This window comes from Cryptosporangium minutisporangium (genome assembly GCF_039536245.1).
Taxonomy (GTDB): Bacteria; Actinomycetota; Actinomycetes; order Mycobacteriales; family Cryptosporangiaceae; genus Cryptosporangium; species Cryptosporangium minutisporangium.
In genome coordinates, this window is sequence record NZ_BAAAYN010000017.1 from 377653 (window position 1) to 394729 (window position 17077).

Consider the following 17077-nt stretch of genomic DNA (forward strand, 5'->3'; position numbering starts at 1 on the left):
GCTCACGTCGGCCTCACGGTGGCGTCCAGGTCGGCCAGGAAGCGCCCGCAGAACTCGGCGAGCGGCCCTCGACCGGAGGCGGCCGGCACGTCGCCCCGCTCCAACGCGCCGGCCAGCTTGGGTTCGGCGCGCAAGACGCCGGCCAGGGGCAGCTCCAACGCGGTCGCCAGATCGGCCGACCGCAAGCCCGCCGGAGCCGGTCCGCGCACCACGCAGGAGAGGCGCGCACAGTGCGCTCGTACGGCCCGTGCCACACGGGACGCCGCTGCACACGCCCGTACACCTCCGCCGGTACGACGAGCAGCGTCAGATCGGCCGCCTGGAGCGCGCGCACGGCCGCGTCGTCCAGCCGACGCGGCAGATCGACCACCAGGACGTCGGAGCACCGCCGCCCGGCCTCCAGTGCGGCCTCCGCCGCCTCGGCCGGGATCGTGAGGACGTCACCGCGGTCCCAGGACAGTACGCAGAGCTCCCCGACGCGAGGCAACGCGTCGTGCAGCGCCGGTGGGCTCATCCGGCCGGCGGTGTCGACCAGATCCGGCCACCGCAAGCCGGCCGCGTCCTCCCGGCCGAGCAGGAGATCCAGGCCGCCGCCCAGCGGATCCGCGTCGACCAGCATCGCGCGCGAGCCCTGGCGCGCCGCGGTGACCGCGAGCGCCGTCGCCAACACGCTCGCACCCGCGCCACCGCGTCCCCCGACGACCGCGATGACACGACCCGCGGCGCCCGACCCACTGACCGCGTCGGTGTAACGATCGACCAGCCACGCCTCTGCGGTCGGGAGAAAGACGACGTGCTCGGCTCCGAGTTCGGTAGCCAGCCGCCAGACGATCGGATCGTCCGGGTGGGTGCGCTGCTCGTCGACGGCGAGCACGAGCCCGGCGCGGAACGGCAGCCGGGCCGTGGCGTACTCGGGCGCGACGTCGATCCCGACCACGACGAGTGGTGCTTCGGTCCACAGTGGTCGCGCGCCGACCGGATCCACCGGCACCTCGACGTCCGCACCGGCGGCTGCGCCGAGCCGCAACAAGCTGTCGGCAAGCTCCGGGTCGCGGACGCAGACGAGCGGTCGTGCCTCGGGCGGCGACATGGGTTCCTCCGGCGGTGGGTCGTGATATCGACCCGACCACCGTCGCGAACCGAACGGCGTGCGGAAACGTTGTCCACAGACTGGCGCCGCCCCGGATCGAACCGGTGGACAACGGCTGCTCTCTCGGCTCTCCTGCTATCGCGGAGACCATTCACCGAACACGGTTCCCCGGCTCTTCGTTATGGACCGCGAAGAAATGTAAGAGCCTGAGAAGCATCAAGAAATGTCGGCTGCAGTACCCAGATTAAAGGGGACGGTCCCCGCCGGGGGGGTGGGCGGGGACCGTCCGGGGTCCGGCTCCGGGGGGGCCGAGCCGAACCCGCCCAGATGACCGCGGGGGGGGTGCGGTCAACCAGGCCGTCTGGAAGTACCGAGGGTGTCTAGGACGATGTCAGCTTCTCCGCTACTCGGCACACACGGAGACCCCCCATTGATCATTGCGCAACCGGGGCAGATTCTGCAACCGAGAGTTGACGGAAACAAGATCCGTAAGAAATTTCTTGCGCACGCTGGGCTCTTGATGCACAGCCGTGCGGAAGACAGCGGGAATCAAGTCCTGCCGTCGGGTGAGACATACACTCCGTCCATGAGCGTGAGCGCCAGCGCAGGCGACGAGCGACCCACCGCCGGTCTCCCAAATGTGGACAGTGGTAGTCATCTACCCACAGACCCCCTAAGCCCGGAATCCAGTACCACGGTAACGCCCGCAGCGGCGAGAAGCGCGGCGTTCTTCGATCTCGACAAGACCGTTATCGCCAAGTCCAGTGCGCTGGCGTTCGGTCGGCCGTTCTACCAGGGTGGGCTCATCACGCGGCGTGCCATGCTGCGCAGCGCGTACGCGCAGTTGATGTTCCAGCGCGCCGGCGCCGACGAGGCGCAGATGGCGCGGATCCGCGACTCGGTCACCGCGATGATCACCGGCTGGAACGTCAGCCAGGTCCGGCAGATCGTCGCGGAGACGCTGCACGAGCTCATCGAGCCGACGATCTATGCCGAGGCCGCCGCACTGATCGGCGAGCACCGAGCCGCCGGCCGGGACGTCGTCATCGTCAGCACCTCGGGCGAGGAGGTCGTCGCGCCGATCGGCGCGCTGCTCGGCGTCGACCGCGTCGTCGCGACCCGGATGGCGGTCGTCAACGGGCATTACACCGGCGAGATCGAGTACTACGCCGCGGGCCCGGCGAAGGCCGCCGCGATCCGGGAGCTGGCCGAGAGCGAGGGCTACGACCTCGACGACTGCTACGCCTACTCGGACTCGGTCAGCGACGTCCCGATGCTGGACACCGTCGGACATCCGTTCGCGGTCAACCCCGACCGCGGGCTGCGGAAGACCGCAGTGGAGCGCGGCTGGCCGATCCTCGTGTTCCGGCGGCCGGTCACGCTGCCCACCCGATTCGTCCGGCCGTCGACGCCGGTACTCGCGACAGCCGCGGTCGGGTTCGGAGTCGGCGCGGCGGCGCTGGCCGGAATGGTGGTTTGGTACGGCCGTCACCGCGCACGCTCCGCCTCCTCGGGAATGTCGCGATTAGCGCAGCGTGCGAGGTCGAGCAACGCAGCGTCACCGCCGGTGGTGCCCGTCCCCGGGTGATCGGTCGGCCGCCGGGCCGGTGCGCAGGGCCGTGACCACCCATCGACGAAGTACGAACGTACTGCTCAGGACCCCTTCCGCAGCCCGGGGAAGCGGCGTAGAAAGAGGTCACGGGCTCCGCTCGATCGGCACATCCGACGGACGAAGCTCGGGCACAGCTCCGGGTACCCACGCGCGACCAGCCGCGCGAGGCGCGTCGAGGCGGATTCGACGGGATCCGCGCTCGTCGAGATAGGTGCACGCTTGGTAGCCCGGGATGTCTGTGCGTGACGGCGCCTCGTTACGGGGCGCCGTCCGCTTGCGCTCTCCGCGCCGACTGACCGCGCGGACGCGGCTCCCTCTCCCCGCAGCCCGCCACCAACTCCCGCCGCCGACGCTCCCGGCCCGAGTTCGGGAAGCTTTGTGACGCTTCACGGCTCCGAATTTGTGCCGTAAGTACAACGCCGACATCGCGATATGCGCGATGCGTGTGAGGTCTAGCTGACCGGAGTTACTCGCGGGGCATGCCCGATATGCTGCACTCAGGGTGCCTTGCACAACGCTGTGTGGCGCCAGCGGTATCGAGGGGAGCACCACGATGGATCCGCGGCAGGAGTTCGACGGGCCTCGGGCGCTCGACGACCCGTTCGGCGGCGGAGACCCGTTGACAGCGCCGCTCGTCCAGCCGCTGGCCGACCGACCCACCTCGGGTCCCGCACCGGCAGCGCCGATCCAGTCCGGCGGTTCTCCGCCGTCGGCCCCGTGGTCGGCGATCACCGGCACGACGGCCGAGCCGCGTTCCACCGGTGATCCGTTCGGGCGACCGCCGTTAGCCGGGCCTCCGTTCGGCGGTCCCCAGCCTCCCCGCTCCGCGCCTCCACTGTCCGCGCCACCCCGATCCGGCCCGCCGCAACCCGGTCCGCCGCAGCCGGGCCCGTTCCAAGCGGGTCCGCCGCACTCCGCGCCGCCGCACGCCAACGTGTCCGAGCTCCGCGGCGCACCGTCCTGGCCGCCGTCGGACGTCCCGCATGTACCGGCGCCCCAGCCACCTACCTACGACACCAGCGCAGCCGCAGCGCCGACCTACAGCGGCTCGCCCGCATTCCTGCCGTCACACCCCATCGCACCCACCCCGGTGGAGAACGTGACCGAGCCGATCCCCGGCTACAACCGGTGGGCCGGACCGACCGCGCGCGGCACCGCACGCGCCGGACGTCCGGGGCCGATCACCGCGACGGTCGGCGACGTCCTCATGGTGCTCGGCGGCGCGCTGGTACTGGTCTTCTCCGTGCTGCCGTTCGTCTCCTACACCGACGGACGATTCGTGGCGGTCGAGAACCGCGACGACATCCCCACGTCGTGGACCGCGTGGTCGCCGGGCACATTCCTCGCTCCACTCAGCTGGTTGGCGATCCTCGCCGCGGTGGCGGTTGCTGCGCTCGGCGTACTGCGCATCCTGGACCGCGGACATCTGACGCTGTTCGGGCTGGTGGCGCCGCAAATCCGAGTACTGCTCGCCGGATTCAGCTTCCTCGTCCTGTTGAGCTTCGGCGTCTCGTCCAAGACCGTGATGTTCGGGGACGACCGACCGCAGGTCACCGAAGCCGGCGTCATGGTCGACTCGACCCTCTCGCTGGACGTCGGCGGTTACCTGATGATGCTGGCGACCCTCGTCCTGCTGGTGGGGGCGGTGCTCACCGCGCGCAGTGCGGGTGGTCCGGTCGTCTGGCCGCTGCCGGACAGCGTCCGAACCGCGTTCTCCAAGCGGACACCGACCACCGGACCGACGCCGGGCAACGGACCACTGCCGACCGCCGGACCGCCACCAGCTGCCGGCCCCATGCCGACCAGCGGCCCGACGCCGCTCGCCACCCCCTCGGCGCCGCCGTACGCGCAGCCGATGCACGACCCGGCGAACGGGTACGGGCCTGGCTCAGCGCCGCCGGGCGCCTACTACCCGGGGCCTCCGCAGATGGCTGCGCCGCCCCCCGGTTACTCAGCCCACCAGCCACCGCGCGGCTGATCGCCGAGCGGTCCGCTCAACTCATCGCCTCGCAGATCGCGAAGCCCTCGTCGGCGCCGAGCGCGACCGCCGTGCAGCAGTGCTTCAGCCACGAGCGGACGCCGTCGACCGTGCCGGTGGCGTACGAGTTCGCCGCGCCGATGTACTCCGGCTCGCGGGCCAGGTGACCGATCTCCGGTACCGAGACCGCCTTCGGATCCAGACCCTTCGCGATCAGGGTCAGTCGCGCAGCGGCTCGCGCGACCAGCCCGCCCGGACCGTCGAACGGCGCGAGCGCCAGCAGCTCACCGTGGACGATCGCGGCGAGAATCACCGCGGGAGCCTCCGTGCCGCCGGTGACCAGGTCACTCAGGGCAGCGAGCCGGGCAGCGACCTCCGGATCGGTGCGCGGCCGTCCCAGCGCCTCGGTGGGCAAGACGTCTCGCGCCGCCAGGACGTGCAGGCGAGCCAAGACTTGCAGCGGGGCTTTCGTCCACGTGTCGACCAGAGAACCGATCGCACCGGCGACCCGCAGCGAGCCCTGGACGACCGGGTCGGTCACCGCGCCCGCACGCACCGCTTCGAGGTCGTAGCGAGCGCCTTCGAGCGCTGCGGACGCCTGGGCGCCGCGCAGGGCAGCCTCGACGCTCACCGGTCCCGAGCTCCGGCGCAGAAGCTGGTGCCCGAAGAGCTGGTCGATCTGCTTGCGGGCCGCTGCGGCGGCGTCGGCGACGTCGGGCAGGTCCAGCAGCGGGGCGAGGGGATCCGGCACGGTAAGTACCGTATCCGGCACCTCGGCGATCAGCGCGGTAGGGGCCAGTCCGCCCCGTCCGCCGCCGCGGTCGGCGCCCCGGCTTCCGGCGTCCCCGCCGAGCCTGCGGGCGGCATCCCGCCGCCGGGCGATCCCGCCATGCTCTCGGACGACGTCCGCTGCGGGACGATCTGCGGTCCACCGACCGCCCACGCCGCGGGAGCGGGAGCCAGCGCAGGAGCCGGAGGCAACCCCGCGACCGGCCCACTCCGGGCCCCTCCCGGCGGAGCGAAACCGCCCGGCCAAGCGGAACCGCCCGGCGGAGCGAAACCACCCGGCGTGACGTGAAACGGCGGCACCGGGAACGCCCCGATCGGGTAGCCCGCCGCCAGCGGACTCACCCGCCGAGTCGCGGCTCGCCGCCGCAGCAGTAGCGGCAACCCGACCGCCAGCCCCAGGACCGCACAGACCAGCGCCGTGACGAGACCGGTTCCGACGCCGACCGCCACCCGCCAGCCGGTCGGCGTCGGCCCACCGGCGAACCCGGCGTCCTGGGCGGTCGCGGTCGCGATGAGTTCGGACGCGAACTGCGCCGATATCGTCGAGTACCCGAACTCCAGCACCCGCTCGCCCCGCGTGCCGTCCAGCCCGTAAGCGTCGACGACCACGGCGCTGTCCGCGTCGAGGCCGGAGAGCAGCACCTCGGCTGGCGCGCGCCAGCCGATCGGCTGCGGTTGGCTGAACTCCTCGTACTTCAACGTCACCACTCGGGTGGCAGTGCGTGTGGCGACATCGATCGCCAGCACCGACGTCGCACCGTCCACGTCGGCCGTCTCGTCACGGGTGACGAGGATCCGCTTGCCATCCGGCGACCAGGCCGCGGCTCCGGCGAGCCAGACGCTCCGATCGGTGAGCAGCGTCGGCGCGCCGGCACCGTCGACCCGGTAGATCTCGACGTCCACACCGTCGTCGTAGGCGATCGAACGGCCGTCGGGCGAGAACGCGGCCTGCCCGGTGACACTGTCGGACGTTGGAACCGATTCGTCGGTCGGCTCCTCACCCGGGAGCAGGTCGGCCTTGGTAATGGCATCGGAGGGATCGGCGATCTTCGTCGCACGTCCGCTCTCCAGGTTGAGGACGTAGAGACCGTCGACGCCGACGGCGAGCGAACGACCATCCGGCGACCAGGCCAGTACCTCGGTCACCCCACTCGCCGTGGACCCGAGCCCAAAGCGCTGCTCACGCCCGGTCACCAGGTCGATGATCAGCACGTCGTTGAAGTAACCGGACGCGTCGCCGACCGCGAGCCGACTCCCGTCCGGCGCCAGCTGCATCGTCACCGTGGCGTACTCCGCGTCGGTCCGCTCAGCGATCGCGGACACCTCGCGCACCCGGTTGGAGTCGGCGGCGTACACCACGTAATTCGTGTTGTCTGCCAGTGCGATCGCTCGGCCAGAAGGCGATTCGGAGACGTCGGCCATCCAGAGCGGCAGCGCTTCCGGGTCGGTGGGGTACGACGGCCGGTCGTAGCTCTCCGCGGTCTCGTCACCGGCAACGGCCGACGCACCAGCGAAGCCCATCCCCAGCGAGACCAGAATGCCGAGCAGCACCAGCCCCACGACCACCAGCACCGTCCGCCCGCGCATTCCCGTCCTCCCGAATAGGTCCCGGCCACCTGCGCGGGCAAACGGGACAGTAAGACACGCGCGTTGCGTCCAGTCATCTGGCCGGACCCCTATCCACCGGACGGTGTCGGAGTCGAGCCACAGAGTTGAGCCGCTCGCGGCGCCTCCGAGACCGTCGAACGCCGTAAGTCGGCCGCTCAACGCCACACCTGCTGTGCGGGGTCCCCGGCCGCACTAGGTTAAATGTGGCCGCCGGCACAACTGAACTCTTTTCAACCCCCGGCATGCGCAGAGGACGAACGACCTCAGCAGGTGCCGGTCGAAAAGAATTCACTGAGGAGGTTCCGCACATGACCGAAGAAGCCTCTTCCGAGGCCACGCTCTCGAACTTGCTCCGGGAGGAGCGCACCTTCCCGCCGCCGGCCGCGTTCGCGGAGGCGGCCAACGTCCCCGCGAGCGCCTACGAAGAAGCCCGCGACGACCGGATCGGCTTCTGGGAGAACCAGGCACGCCGGTTGTCCTGGGCCGAGCCCTGGCACACGGCGCTGGAGTGGACCCCGCCGTTCGCCAAGTGGTTCGTCGGCGGGAAGCTGAACGTCGCCTACAACTGCGTCGACCGGCACGTCGAGGCCGGCAACGGCGACCGGGTCGCCATCCATTGGGAAGGCGAACCCGGCGACACCCGCACGATCACCTACGCCGACCTGCAGAAGCTGGTCTCCCAGGCGGCGAACGCACTGCACGAACTCGGCGTGCGCCCCGGCGACCGGGTGATGATCTACCTGCCGATGATCCCGGAGGCCGCGGTCGCGATGCTGGCCTGCGCGCGGCTCGGCGCGGCGCACAGCGTCGTCTTCGGTGGCTTCTCCGCCGACAGCCTCCGCAACCGGATCGACGACGCCCAGGCCAAGGTCGTCATCACCGCCGACGGCGGCTACCGCCGAGGCAAGCCGAGCGCGCTCAAGCCCGCGGCCGACGAGGCGATCGCCGGCACCGCGGTGGAGAAGGTCCTCGTGGTCAAGCGGACCAACGAGGACGTCCCGTGGACCGAGGGCCGCGACGTCTGGTGGCACGACGTCGTCGACCGGCAGCCGACCGAGCACGAGTACACGACGTTCGACGCCGAGAACCCGCTGTTCATCCTCTACACGTCCGGTACCACCGCACGTCCCAAGGGCATCCTCCACACCAGCGGCGGCTATCTCACCCAGGCGTCCTGGACCCACCACGCGGTGTTCGACCTGAAGCCGGAGACCGACGTCTACTGGTGCGCCGCCGACATCGGCTGGGTCACCGGACACAGCTACATCGTCTACGGACCGCTGTCGAACGGCGTCACGCAGGTGATGTACGAGGGCACGCCGGACACCCCGCACCAGGGCCGGTTCTGGGAGATCATCCAGAAGTACGGCGTCACGATCCTGTACACCGCGCCGACGACGATCCGCACGTTCATGAAGTGGGGCGCGGACATCCCGGCGAAGTTCGATCTGTCGTCATTGCGGTTGCTCGGGTCGGTCGGTGAGCCGATCAACCCGGAGGCCTGGATGTGGTACCGGCACCACATCGGTGGCGACCGGTGCCCGATCGTGGACACCTGGTGGCAGACGGAGACCGGCGCGATCATGATCTCGCCGCTGCCCGGCGTGACGGCCACCAAGCCGGGAAGCGCGCAGCGAGCGCTGCCGGGCATCTCGGTGGACGTCGTGGACGAGAGCGGCAAGCCGGTGCCGGACGGGGGCGGCGGGTATCTCGTCCTCACCGAGCCGTGGCCGGCGATGCTGCGGGGCATCTGGGGCGACGACGAGCGGTACAAGGACACGTACTGGTCGCGCTACTCCGAGCAGGGGTACTACTTCGCCGGCGACGGGGCGAAGAAGGACGACGACGGCGACCTATGGCTGCTCGGCCGGGTGGACGACGTCATGAACGTGTCCGGTCACCGCATCTCCACGACGGAGGTGGAGTCCGCGCTGGTCAGCCACCCGTCGGTGGCGGAGGCCGCGGTGGTGGGTGCCACCGACCCGACGACCGGTCAGGGCATCGTCGCGTTCGTGATCCTGCGCGGCGAGGCGACCGAGGGCGGCGACACCGCAACCGAGCTACGGCAGCACGTCGCGCGGGAGATCGGGCCGATCGCCAAGCCGCGGCAGATCCTGGTGGTGCCGGAGCTGCCCAAGACGCGCTCGGGCAAGATCATGCGCCGCCTGCTGCGCGACGTCGCCGAGAACCGCTCGATGGGCGACGTCACGACGCTGGCCGACCCGACCGTGATGAACATGATCAGCGCCGGCCTGGCCGGCAACGCCGGCAAAGAGGACTGAGACACGTCCCGAGCGGCCCCGGCTTCCCCGCCGGGGCCGCTCGCCGTTCAAGCACTACGTCATGCGGACGCCCGGCAGCGCGCCGCCGCCACCGACTGACCGACTACCTGCGCTCTTTGCGGAAGGCTCCGCGCATCGCTCCGGTCATGCGTTGCCAGCGCGGCGGGACACCCAGGTCGACGACGTCGCCGTCCAGGTTCGGGCGCACGACCTCCAGCAGTCCGGCGGCGGCGCGCACCTCCCACACCGACCCGTGCAGCCGCGCGAGCGTCTCGATCTCCGCGCCGTCCAGCCCTCGCACGACGAGCCGGAACGGCTCCTCGAAACGACGCTCGAGCAGCAGGATCGAGTTCATCGAGCGCCACCCGATGAACGCACCCGCAACCACCCCGACGACGCTCACCTGCGCGGCGGGCCGGAACCCACGCTCGGTGTCGAGAGCGGTGATGACGAGGTCGAACCCACCCCGCTGGTCACGGGACGGCGTGATCTCCCGCCCGACCGCCAGCATCCGGCCGTCCGGCGACCACCCCTGCGCCCCCAGCGCGGCGTCCTCCGGCAGGGGAACGCGAACCGGCGGCCCACCCGCGAGCGGAGCGATCCGGACGTACGCCCCCACGTCGACCGCGATCCGGGCCCCTTCCGGCGCCACCGCGACCTCGCGCGGCTCCTCGCCGGAGAGGTCGTAGGCGTCACTCCGCCCGGTCTCCAGATCCAGCAGGTACATACCTTCGTCGTTGCCGTAGAGCAGCCGTCTACCGCTCGGTAGCCAGGACAGCACCTCCGCCCCACGGACGGTGGCGGGGAACCCCCGACGACTACCGTCCCGCAGGTCGAGCACCGAGACCGTGGGCACCGGCCGGTCGACGACCAGCGCCAAGCGAGTGCCGTCCGGGGACAGCTGCCCCGGGTCCTCCAGGCGCTCCGCCCCCACCATCCGGATCCGGCGCCCATCGGCTGCCAACAACAACGTCTGCTCGCCGTCGTCAACGGCGAAGGCGGCCCTCCCCGGCGGGTCGGCGTCCCACGACATCGTCCAGTCCGGGCACCGGGGAACCTCAACTGGCGCGTACACGTCGATCACGGAAACCTTCCTCTCCCCGGGTCGTCAGGGTAGAGGCTGTCAGCGCAGTTAGCGTGAGAAACGTGCACGCCAGCGCGGTTGTGAGCACCGAGAAATCCGCCCAGGCGAACCCCTCGCCGGAGAATGCACGCGGATCGACATCGAGAACGAACACCCGTCACTGTGTGCAACGACCTAGCGCCACTACCCCCTACGGACGGTAACGCGCGGGTCGAGACCCTCAGCAGCCTCCCCGGGCGCTCTACGCTGGCCGCTATGGCCAACCCGCCGGACGATGTGGTCGTTCTCCATGACGGACCGTGGAGCCACCGCTTCGTCAGCGCCAACGGCAGCAGATTCCACGTCGTGGAGGCCGGAACAGGACCGTTGATCCTGCTCCTGCACGGCTTCCCCGAGTACTGGTGGACGTGGAGACACCAGATCGAGCCACTGGCCGGGGCCGGCTACCGAGTCGTCGCGGTCGACCTGCGGGGCTACGGCGCCAGCGACAAGCCTCCCCGCGGCTATGACGGCTTCACGCTCGCCAGCGACGTCAGCGGGTTGATCCGAGCGCTCGGCGAGCGGGACGCGATGCTCGTCGGGCACGACTGGGGTGGATCGCTCGCCTGGGCCACCGCCGCGTTCCACCCGCGTCAGGTGCGTCGACTGGTCGTCGTCGGGTCGCCGCACCCGCTGCGGCTCCGGGCGGCGATCGCCAGCGATCCGCGCGGGCAGCTCGCCGCGAGCCGGACGCTGTTCGCGTTCCAGACCCCCCGTTACGAGCACCGGGTGACCGCCAACGACGCGGCCTACGTCGGAACGTTGTTCGAGAAGTGGGCCGGTCAGCGCTGGCAGCAGACCGACGACTACGCGGAGTACACCCAGGCCTGCCGGACAGCGATGCGGATTCCGCAGGCGGCGTTCTGCGCGATGGAGTACTACCGGTGGTCGCTCCGGTCGCTGACCCGCCCGACCGGGTGGCGGTACGCGAAGCTGATGCAGGCGCCGATCACCGCGCCGACACTCCAACTCCACGGCGCCGACGATGCCTACTTGCTTCCCCGGACCGCGCAGGGCTCCGGCCGGTACGTCACCGCCAGGTACGAGTGGCAGGTACTGGACGGCGTCGGCCACTTCCCTCAGGCCGAGCAGCCGGAGCTGGTCACCGGCGAGCTGCTGCGCTGGGCGAAATCCGCTTAGCGTCGTGAGTCAGAAGTTCGTCGCCGGGTCTAGCGGCGGAGGGTGGCCACCGCGGGGTGGTCTTCCAGCTCGGCGAGCTGAAGGAGCGCCCACGGCGAGAGGCCGATCTCGGCCCGGCCAGCCAGGGCCTCGACGGTGAACTGCGGCCAGTCCACCCAGCGGTACTCCTCGACCTCGTCCGGGTTCGGGACCGGCTCGGCGTCGACCCGGACTCCGAACACCGGGCAGATCTCGTTCTCGACCACACCGTCCAGCTCCGCGCGGTACCGGAAGTCGGGCAGCAGCGGCACGATCTCCGCGATCTCGACGCTCAGCCCGAGTTCCTGCTGCAGGCGACGCTGCACGGCGGCCACCGGCTCCTCGCCCGGCGCCGGGTGCCCGCAGCAGGAGTTCGTCCAGACACCGGGCCACGTCTTCTTCGACAACGCACGCCGGGTGAGCAGGAACCGACCGGAGCGGTCGAAGACGTAGCTCGAGAACGCAGCATGCAGCGGGGTGTTGCGGTGGTGGCTGGCCAGCTTCGGAGCGGTCCCGATCGGGCGTCCGCTCTCGTCGAGTAGCACGATCAGCTCGTCGTCGGCCACCTGGTCGGATGAAATCGAAGCTCCGAGCGGCTGAACGTCGTTATGTGATTGCTCACACAAGGTCGCGTCCAGTTCAGCCCTGTCTGTGTCGGCGAACACCAAGAAAGCCTCTTCCATCCCCGACGCTGGCCCCATATCTGTCTCCAGTCTGCCTGGCCTGGGCGGGTAGCGCCTCTCGGGACCGACGAGGCACGGGGTGAGTTTTCGCCGTACCGTGTCAACCGACGACACGATGGTCATCAGCGGAGACACCCTCCGCTCGGGCGAACGGCGGCGATCGGTGCACGACCCGACGGCAGGGCGGCAGCCCGCCCCGCGGCGTGCCCGGCGGTCCCGAGGTCGGCTGCTCGCCGGCCTGCTCGCAATGCTGACGCTCGTCGGAACGCTGGCTCCTGGCGCCGCTCCAGCCGCCGCCGACACCGTCCGCGACCAGCAGTGGCAGCTGTCGTTCCTGCGGGCCACCTCGGCGTGGAACTACTCCACCGGCCGGGACGTCACGGTCGCCGTCATCGACTCCGGCGTCGACGCCACCCACCCGGACCTGGTCGGTCAGGTGCTCCCCGGTACCGACTTCGTCGACGGTACGACCGACGGACGCACCGACGTCGTGGGGCACGGCACCGCGGTCGCCGCGTTCATCGCCGGCCGGAACGACGAGGACGGCGTGGTCGGGCTGGCTCCCCGCACCAAGATCCTGCCGATCCGAGTCCTCGACCCGCGCAACGAATACGACTCGGCGGCCACCATCGCGAAAGCGGTGCGGTGGGCGGTCGACCGCGGCGTCGAGGTGATCAACCTGTCGCTCGGCAGCGCCGACACCGCGAAGGTCCTCACCGACGCGATCGCTTACGCGTTCTCGAAGGACGTCGTCGTGGTGGCGTGCGACGGCAACACCTCCAACGACCGCGGCGCCAAGGTCTGGCACCCGGCGCGCCAGCCGGGCGTCGTCGCGGTCTCCGGGGTCGTGCGCACCGGCGCGTTCTGGACCGGTTCGCTGCAGGGGCCCGAGACCGTGCTCGCCGCACCGTCGACCGAGCTCACCGCCGCGGGGATCGACCACGGCTACTGGCGGGTGCAGGGCACCAGCTTCGGAGCGCCGATGGTGAGCGCGACGGCGGCACTGCTCCGCTCGCGTTACCCGGACCTCTCCGCCGCGAACGTCGTCAACCGATTGATCCGCACGGCCGACGACGAAGGCCCGGCCGGTCGCGACAGCCAGTACGGGTACGGCATCGTCGATCCGGTGGCCGCGCTGACCGAGGCGGTGCCGCCGGTCAGCCGGAACCCGCTGCTGACCTCGGTCACCACCAACCGGGGCGGGAGCGCTCCGTCGGTGACCCCGACGCCGAGCGTGCCGTCCAGCGACCAATCCGCGGTGCAGGCGCCCGGCCCGGCGGCACCGGCCACCGCCGCCCCGACCGAGACACCGCTGGCCGCCCGGATCGAGCGGCTGCGCTCCCACGCGCTGCTGCTCGGCGGGGCACTTGCGGTGGCGCTGCTGATCGGAGTCGGTGTGGTGGGTTATGCGCTGATGGGCCAGCGGCCCCGGGCCGGTCGCCAAGGCTGGGATCTGCCCCCCGAAGACCGCAGCCCTCCGCCCCCACCGCACTGGTAACCCGGGCCTGTTCTCGGGACCCCTCGCGCCGTGGCAGGGATGCGGGTTTTCGGGAAGACAACGCCGCGTGGCGGTGGCGTGGGCGCCGCAGCGGAGTCAGCTCGCCGCGCGGGCCAGGGCATCGCGGTACGTGTTGCGGATCGTCAGCAGCCGCCGACGCCGGAACCGGCCGGGCTCGGTCTGCCGCAGCGTCCGGCCCCGATCGGACCAGAAGCCGGCGCGCGGCACCTCGTCCTTCTCCGGCGGGATGAACTTGAGTACCTCGTCCATCGCCGCCACCGCGACGATCAGCGACTCGCGAGCCTCCGCGCTGAGCACCGGGCCGGGCTCCCGCCCCGGTCCTCCGGCGGCGGCCTGGGCACACACGTCGGCCACGTAGAGCCACTCCCCCGCGTCCAGCAGCTCCGACGGCTCGTCGCCACCGAACAGGACCACGTCGCCGGGGCCCGGCAGTAATGGCCGCTCGGGCAGGCGGAATATGAACTCGCGTGGCGTCTGGCACCCGGGGCAGGAGCCGCTGTAACGCCGCGCCGGTGCCCCCTCGTCCGAGGTGAGCGCGCTGTCCCAGTGGACATCGCTCTTACCGCACTTCGGGCAGGGCCGCATATCCATGTAGAGATGAGCCTCGTCCCGGGTTCGTGCTACCGGTAATGCCATACCGCGCAGCCTACCCAAATGCGACGTACGCGCGACCCCGTCCACCTGCGGCTAGGCCATTACCGCGGTATTCGCTTGCGTTGGGCGCACACTGGAGTAATGAGCATTCGAACAAAGGAGAAGGTAGATCGAGAACCACGACTGGGCGTCGATTTCGGACGAGTGATCAACGGAGGCGCTGATCAACCAGGCAACGAGGACACCGTGTTCCTGCACGGTGGCTTGGACGCAGCGATGTCGACGCCGGGCGCGATCGGCGTCTTCGAGATCCTTCCGCGAATCGTCGAACGCTTCGACGGGCGGGTGTGGATCGTTTCCAAGTGTGGGCCGAAAACACAGCAGCGCACGCTTCAATGGCTCGAACACCACGATTTCTATCGACGCACCGGTGTGCCGGAAGGAAACGTTCGCTTCTGCCGGCAGCGGCCCGACAAAGCGATCCATTGCCGGGAACTAGCGATCACACACTTCGTCGATGACCGGATCGACGTCCACCGGGCGTTACGCGGCCTGGTGCCGAACCTGTACCTCTACGGCCCGCAGGCGGAGCCCGCCCCGGACTGGGTCCGCCCGGTCGCCACCTGGGCCGAAGCCGACCAACTGGTCCACCCCTGAGCGCTGGCGCCCAGTCCTCCCGAAAGGTCAGCCCCCGGACGGCGGAGAGCCGAACTCCCCGCGAGCCAGTCCCGGCGGCGGTGCGCCGAACGTTGCAGGGCGACCACCCCGATTTTCGGGAAGACACCTCGCCGGGCACCGCTCCCGACCGATTCTCGGGAGGACAACCTCTCCGGGCGCCTCCCCGGCAGGGTTTTTTGGGGAAGACAACGTCACGCCGCGTCCCCGGACACCAGCGCGGGGAGGAACCTCCGAGCGAGGGGCGCGTCAGCTACCAGTGATGCAGGGGCGGGCATACCTGCGGTGGTTCGCCGGACGGCGTATCAATCGAGGTGACGGACGTCGTTGAACGCGGTCAGCCGGAGACGCGACCCCTGCCGCTCCCAGCGGGTCACCGAGGCGTTGCGGATGCCGCCGGAGGCGGCGATCGCGGCGACGTCGGCCTCCACCAGCCCTTCGATGATGTATCGCAGCATGACGACGACCGAGTCGTGCGCCACCACGAGCACGCGCCGGCCGGTGGCCACCTCCGACAGGTCGGCGAGGAAGCTGCGTAGCCGGATCGCCATGTCGGTGTGCGCTTCGCCGCCGGGCGGGCGGTAGTAGAGGAAGCCGGTGGCGTCGCGGCGGGCGTACTCCTCGGGGTAGGTCGCCTTCACGGCCGCCTCGGGCATCAGCGTGAGGATGCCGATCTCGCGGTCACGGACACGGTCGTCGAGGAGGAAATCCGGTGCGCGCCCGGCGGCGGCGAGCGCGGTGACGGCCGCCTCCGCGGTGCGCCGCGCACGCAGGTACGGCGAGGAGATGACCAGGTCGGGCGGGGTCTTCAAGGCCTGGGCCCAGCGTCCGACCGCGGCCGCTTCCCGCTCGCCCCGTTCGGAGAGGTCCACGTCGGCGTCGCGGGCGGGCAGGCCGGTGACCTCGGAGACACCGGCCTGGTTCGCGGCGATCAGGATCTCGTTGGAGAGGCTCTGCCCGTGCCGGATCGCGACCAGCTCGGTCACGTCGACGGCCGGAGCCGGGAACCCTTTCATGCGACCGATCCGTCCACTCGTACGCGCGCCGGACGCCGCCCGAGGACGAGCGTGGTGAGCGCCTCGTCGATCGTGCGGCCGAGTAGCCACTCCGCGGTGTGGTCGAGGGCGAACACCCGGCCGGTGCCGTCGATCGCGAGCGCGGAGACGCCGTCGTCCTCGATGCCCAGCGGGAACAGTCCTGAGCCCAGCACCGCACCGAGTCCGCGCAGCGTCAGCCAGGTGGGCAGGGCACGCTCCGGGTCGAGGACGAACGGCGTGCGGGCGACGTCGACGCCGGGGCCGGACTGCTCGACCACCAGCCCGCCGAACTCCGCGAGCGCCGCGGAGGCTTTCGGCGAGAACGTGTGCTGATGCCCAGCCGGCGACGCCCAGGCGCTCAGCGTCAGCCCCCAGTGCCGGGCGCGCTGGACGTCCTTGCGGCCCGGCGACCAACCGGCCCCACGCAGGACCTTCTCGACCTCTTCGGGGAAGCGGCTCATGCGGTCACCGTGGTGATGCCGAACGTCTCGAGGAGCACGGCGCACGACCGGCAGGGCGGCTGGAACTGACCGTGTGTCGGGTCGCCGTCCTCTCGGATGCGGGAGATGTGGATCTGCCCGCCCCGAAGCTTTTCGCGGGCCTCGTCCTCGGTGATCGGCCGCCCGGCGGCTTTGTCGGCCTCGTGCAGGCGGTCGGAGATCAGCGCGACTTCGGCGCACCAGCCGGTGTAGCGCTCGCGTTGCTCGTTCGGGAGTCCGTCCAGGATCCGCGCCACGATCGGGTGGAGGCTCGGTGGTACGTCACCCCGGATCGACGTGTGCGAGTGCACCATCCCATCGACGATGAGCGCGCCCGCGGTCATCGGAAGCGGACGGGGAGCGGGCTGCATGCGGTGGACCCTACCGGGCAGCTGTTTCGGCGGTCCGTGCGCGCCTGCCGGGTTATCGTCGGATGACTGATCCTCGACC

14 protein-coding genes and 1 pseudogene are annotated in these 17077 nt (G+C 70.7%); 6 read left to right on the top strand and 9 right to left on the bottom strand.

Annotated elements, in window-relative coordinates:
* Nucleotides 1-2: 2 nt before the first annotated feature.
* Nucleotides 3-1090, bottom strand: a pseudogene (gene ssd, locus ABEB28_RS13520) (septum site-determining protein Ssd).
* Between the two features lie 640 nt (nucleotides 1091-1730).
* Here ssd and ABEB28_RS13525 point away from each other — a divergent pair.
* Nucleotides 1731-2678: an HAD family hydrolase gene (locus ABEB28_RS13525; protein WP_345728640.1), complete on the top strand. Its 948-nt coding sequence runs from the start codon at nucleotides 1731-1733 to the stop codon at nucleotides 2676-2678.
* Nucleotides 2679-3255: 577 nt separating this feature from the next.
* A complete protein-coding gene (locus tag ABEB28_RS13530) occupies nucleotides 3256-4680 on the top strand; it encodes a hypothetical protein (RefSeq protein WP_345728401.1) in 1425 nt (474 codons plus the stop codon).
* A 16-nt stretch (nucleotides 4681-4696) separates the two neighbouring features.
* Here ABEB28_RS13530 and ABEB28_RS13535 read toward each other — a convergent pair whose 3' ends face one another.
* Together ABEB28_RS13535 and ABEB28_RS13540 are read right to left on the bottom strand one after the other, a co-directional pair.
* Complete coding sequence (locus ABEB28_RS13535; RefSeq protein WP_345728402.1) at nucleotides 4697-5431, bottom strand: Fic family protein; 735 nt, start codon at nucleotides 5429-5431, stop codon at nucleotides 4697-4699.
* Between the two features lie 29 nt (nucleotides 5432-5460).
* Nucleotides 5461-7056, bottom strand: a complete 1596-nt coding sequence (locus tag ABEB28_RS13540; protein WP_345728403.1) for a hypothetical protein — start codon at nucleotides 7054-7056, stop codon at nucleotides 5461-5463.
* A 329-nt stretch (nucleotides 7057-7385) separates the two neighbouring features.
* Between ABEB28_RS13540 and acs the strand changes: the two genes are divergently transcribed.
* The gene (gene acs / locus ABEB28_RS13545) at nucleotides 7386-9359 is read left to right on the top strand and encodes an acetate--CoA ligase (RefSeq protein ID WP_345728404.1); all 1974 of its coding nucleotides are present in this window, start codon (nucleotides 7386-7388) and stop codon (nucleotides 9357-9359) included.
* A 103-nt stretch (nucleotides 9360-9462) separates the two neighbouring features.
* Here the strand turns inward: acs and ABEB28_RS13550 are convergent, their stop codons facing one another.
* The gene (locus ABEB28_RS13550) at nucleotides 9463-10443 is read right to left on the bottom strand and encodes a WD40 repeat domain-containing protein (RefSeq protein WP_345728405.1); all 981 of its coding nucleotides are present in this window, start codon (nucleotides 10441-10443) and stop codon (nucleotides 9463-9465) included.
* 255 nt (nucleotides 10444-10698) lie between these two features.
* Here ABEB28_RS13550 and ABEB28_RS13555 point away from each other — a divergent pair, with 255 nt between their 5' ends.
* Entirely contained in the window at nucleotides 10699-11622 is a 924-nt protein-coding gene (locus ABEB28_RS13555; RefSeq protein WP_345728406.1) for an alpha/beta fold hydrolase, read from the top strand.
* Nucleotides 11623-11651: 29 nt separating this feature from the next.
* Here the strand turns inward: ABEB28_RS13555 and idi are convergent, their stop codons facing one another.
* On the bottom strand, nucleotides 11652-12206 hold the full coding sequence (gene idi, locus ABEB28_RS13560; protein ID WP_345728407.1) for an isopentenyl-diphosphate Delta-isomerase: 555 nt from the start codon (nucleotides 12204-12206) through the stop codon (nucleotides 11652-11654).
* Between the two features lie 214 nt (nucleotides 12207-12420).
* On the opposite strand from idi, the gene mycP reads away from it, so the two are divergent.
* The gene (mycP, locus tag ABEB28_RS13565; protein ID WP_376981617.1) at nucleotides 12421-13821 is read left to right on the top strand and encodes a type VII secretion-associated serine protease mycosin; all 1401 of its coding nucleotides are present in this window, start codon (nucleotides 12421-12423) and stop codon (nucleotides 13819-13821) included.
* A gap of 96 nt (nucleotides 13822-13917) precedes the next feature.
* On the opposite strand, the gene ABEB28_RS13570 is transcribed toward mycP, so the two are convergent.
* On the bottom strand, nucleotides 13918-14478 hold the full coding sequence (locus ABEB28_RS13570; RefSeq protein WP_345728408.1) for a hypothetical protein: 561 nt from the start codon (nucleotides 14476-14478) through the stop codon (nucleotides 13918-13920).
* A gap of 204 nt (nucleotides 14479-14682) precedes the next feature.
* On the opposite strand from ABEB28_RS13570, the gene ABEB28_RS13575 reads away from it, so the two are divergent.
* On the top strand, nucleotides 14683-15093 hold the full coding sequence (locus tag ABEB28_RS13575) for a hypothetical protein (protein WP_345728409.1): 411 nt from the start codon (nucleotides 14683-14685) through the stop codon (nucleotides 15091-15093).
* A gap of 323 nt (nucleotides 15094-15416) precedes the next feature.
* On the opposite strand, the gene ABEB28_RS13580 is transcribed toward ABEB28_RS13575, so the two are convergent.
* The 3 genes from ABEB28_RS13580 to ABEB28_RS13590 are packed head-to-tail and all read right to left on the bottom strand — an operon-like array spanning nucleotide 15417 to nucleotide 16998.
* Nucleotides 15417-16127 carry a histidine phosphatase family protein gene (locus ABEB28_RS13580; RefSeq protein WP_345728410.1) on the bottom strand — a complete coding sequence of 237 codons (711 nt, stop codon included), beginning with the start codon at nucleotides 16125-16127 and terminating at the stop codon, nucleotides 15417-15419.
* Nucleotides 16124-16609, bottom strand: a complete 486-nt coding sequence (locus ABEB28_RS13585) for an SUKH-3 domain-containing protein (RefSeq protein ID WP_345728411.1) — start codon at nucleotides 16607-16609, stop codon at nucleotides 16124-16126. The genes ABEB28_RS13580 and ABEB28_RS13585 overlap by 4 nt, the downstream gene beginning before the upstream one ends.
* Nucleotides 16606-16998 (bottom strand): YwqJ-related putative deaminase, encoded by a 393-nt coding sequence (locus tag ABEB28_RS13590; protein ID WP_345728412.1) that lies wholly within the window; start codon nucleotides 16996-16998, stop codon nucleotides 16606-16608. Before ABEB28_RS13590 ends, ABEB28_RS13585 begins: the two co-directional genes overlap by 4 nt.
* Nucleotides 16999-17077: the final 79 nt, after the last annotated feature.

Bases quoted from the DNA above. Each gene is read 5' to 3' on its own strand.
- ABEB28_RS13530 (WP_345728401.1), top strand. From the start codon at position 3,256: ATGGATCCGCGGCAGGAGTTCGACGGGCCTCGGGCGCTCGACGACCCG.
- ABEB28_RS13540 (WP_345728403.1), bottom strand. From the start codon at position 7,056: ATGCGCGGGCGGACGGTGCTGGTGGTCGTGGGGCTGGTGCTGCTCGGC.
- acs (WP_345728404.1), top strand. From the start codon at position 7,386: ATGACCGAAGAAGCCTCTTCCGAGGCCACGCTCTCGAACTTGCTCCGG.
- ABEB28_RS13555 (WP_345728406.1), top strand. From the start codon at position 10,699: ATGGCCAACCCGCCGGACGATGTGGTCGTTCTCCATGACGGACCGTGG.
- ABEB28_RS13570 (WP_345728408.1), bottom strand. From the start codon at position 14,478: ATGGCATTACCGGTAGCACGAACCCGGGACGAGGCTCATCTCTACATG.
- ABEB28_RS13580 (WP_345728410.1), bottom strand. From the start codon at position 16,127: ATGAAAGGGTTCCCGGCTCCGGCCGTCGACGTGACCGAGCTGGTCGCG.
- ABEB28_RS13585 (WP_345728411.1), bottom strand. From the start codon at position 16,609: ATGAGCCGCTTCCCCGAAGAGGTCGAGAAGGTCCTGCGTGGGGCCGGT.
- ABEB28_RS13590 (WP_345728412.1), bottom strand. From the start codon at position 16,998: ATGCAGCCCGCTCCCCGTCCGCTTCCGATGACCGCGGGCGCGCTCATC.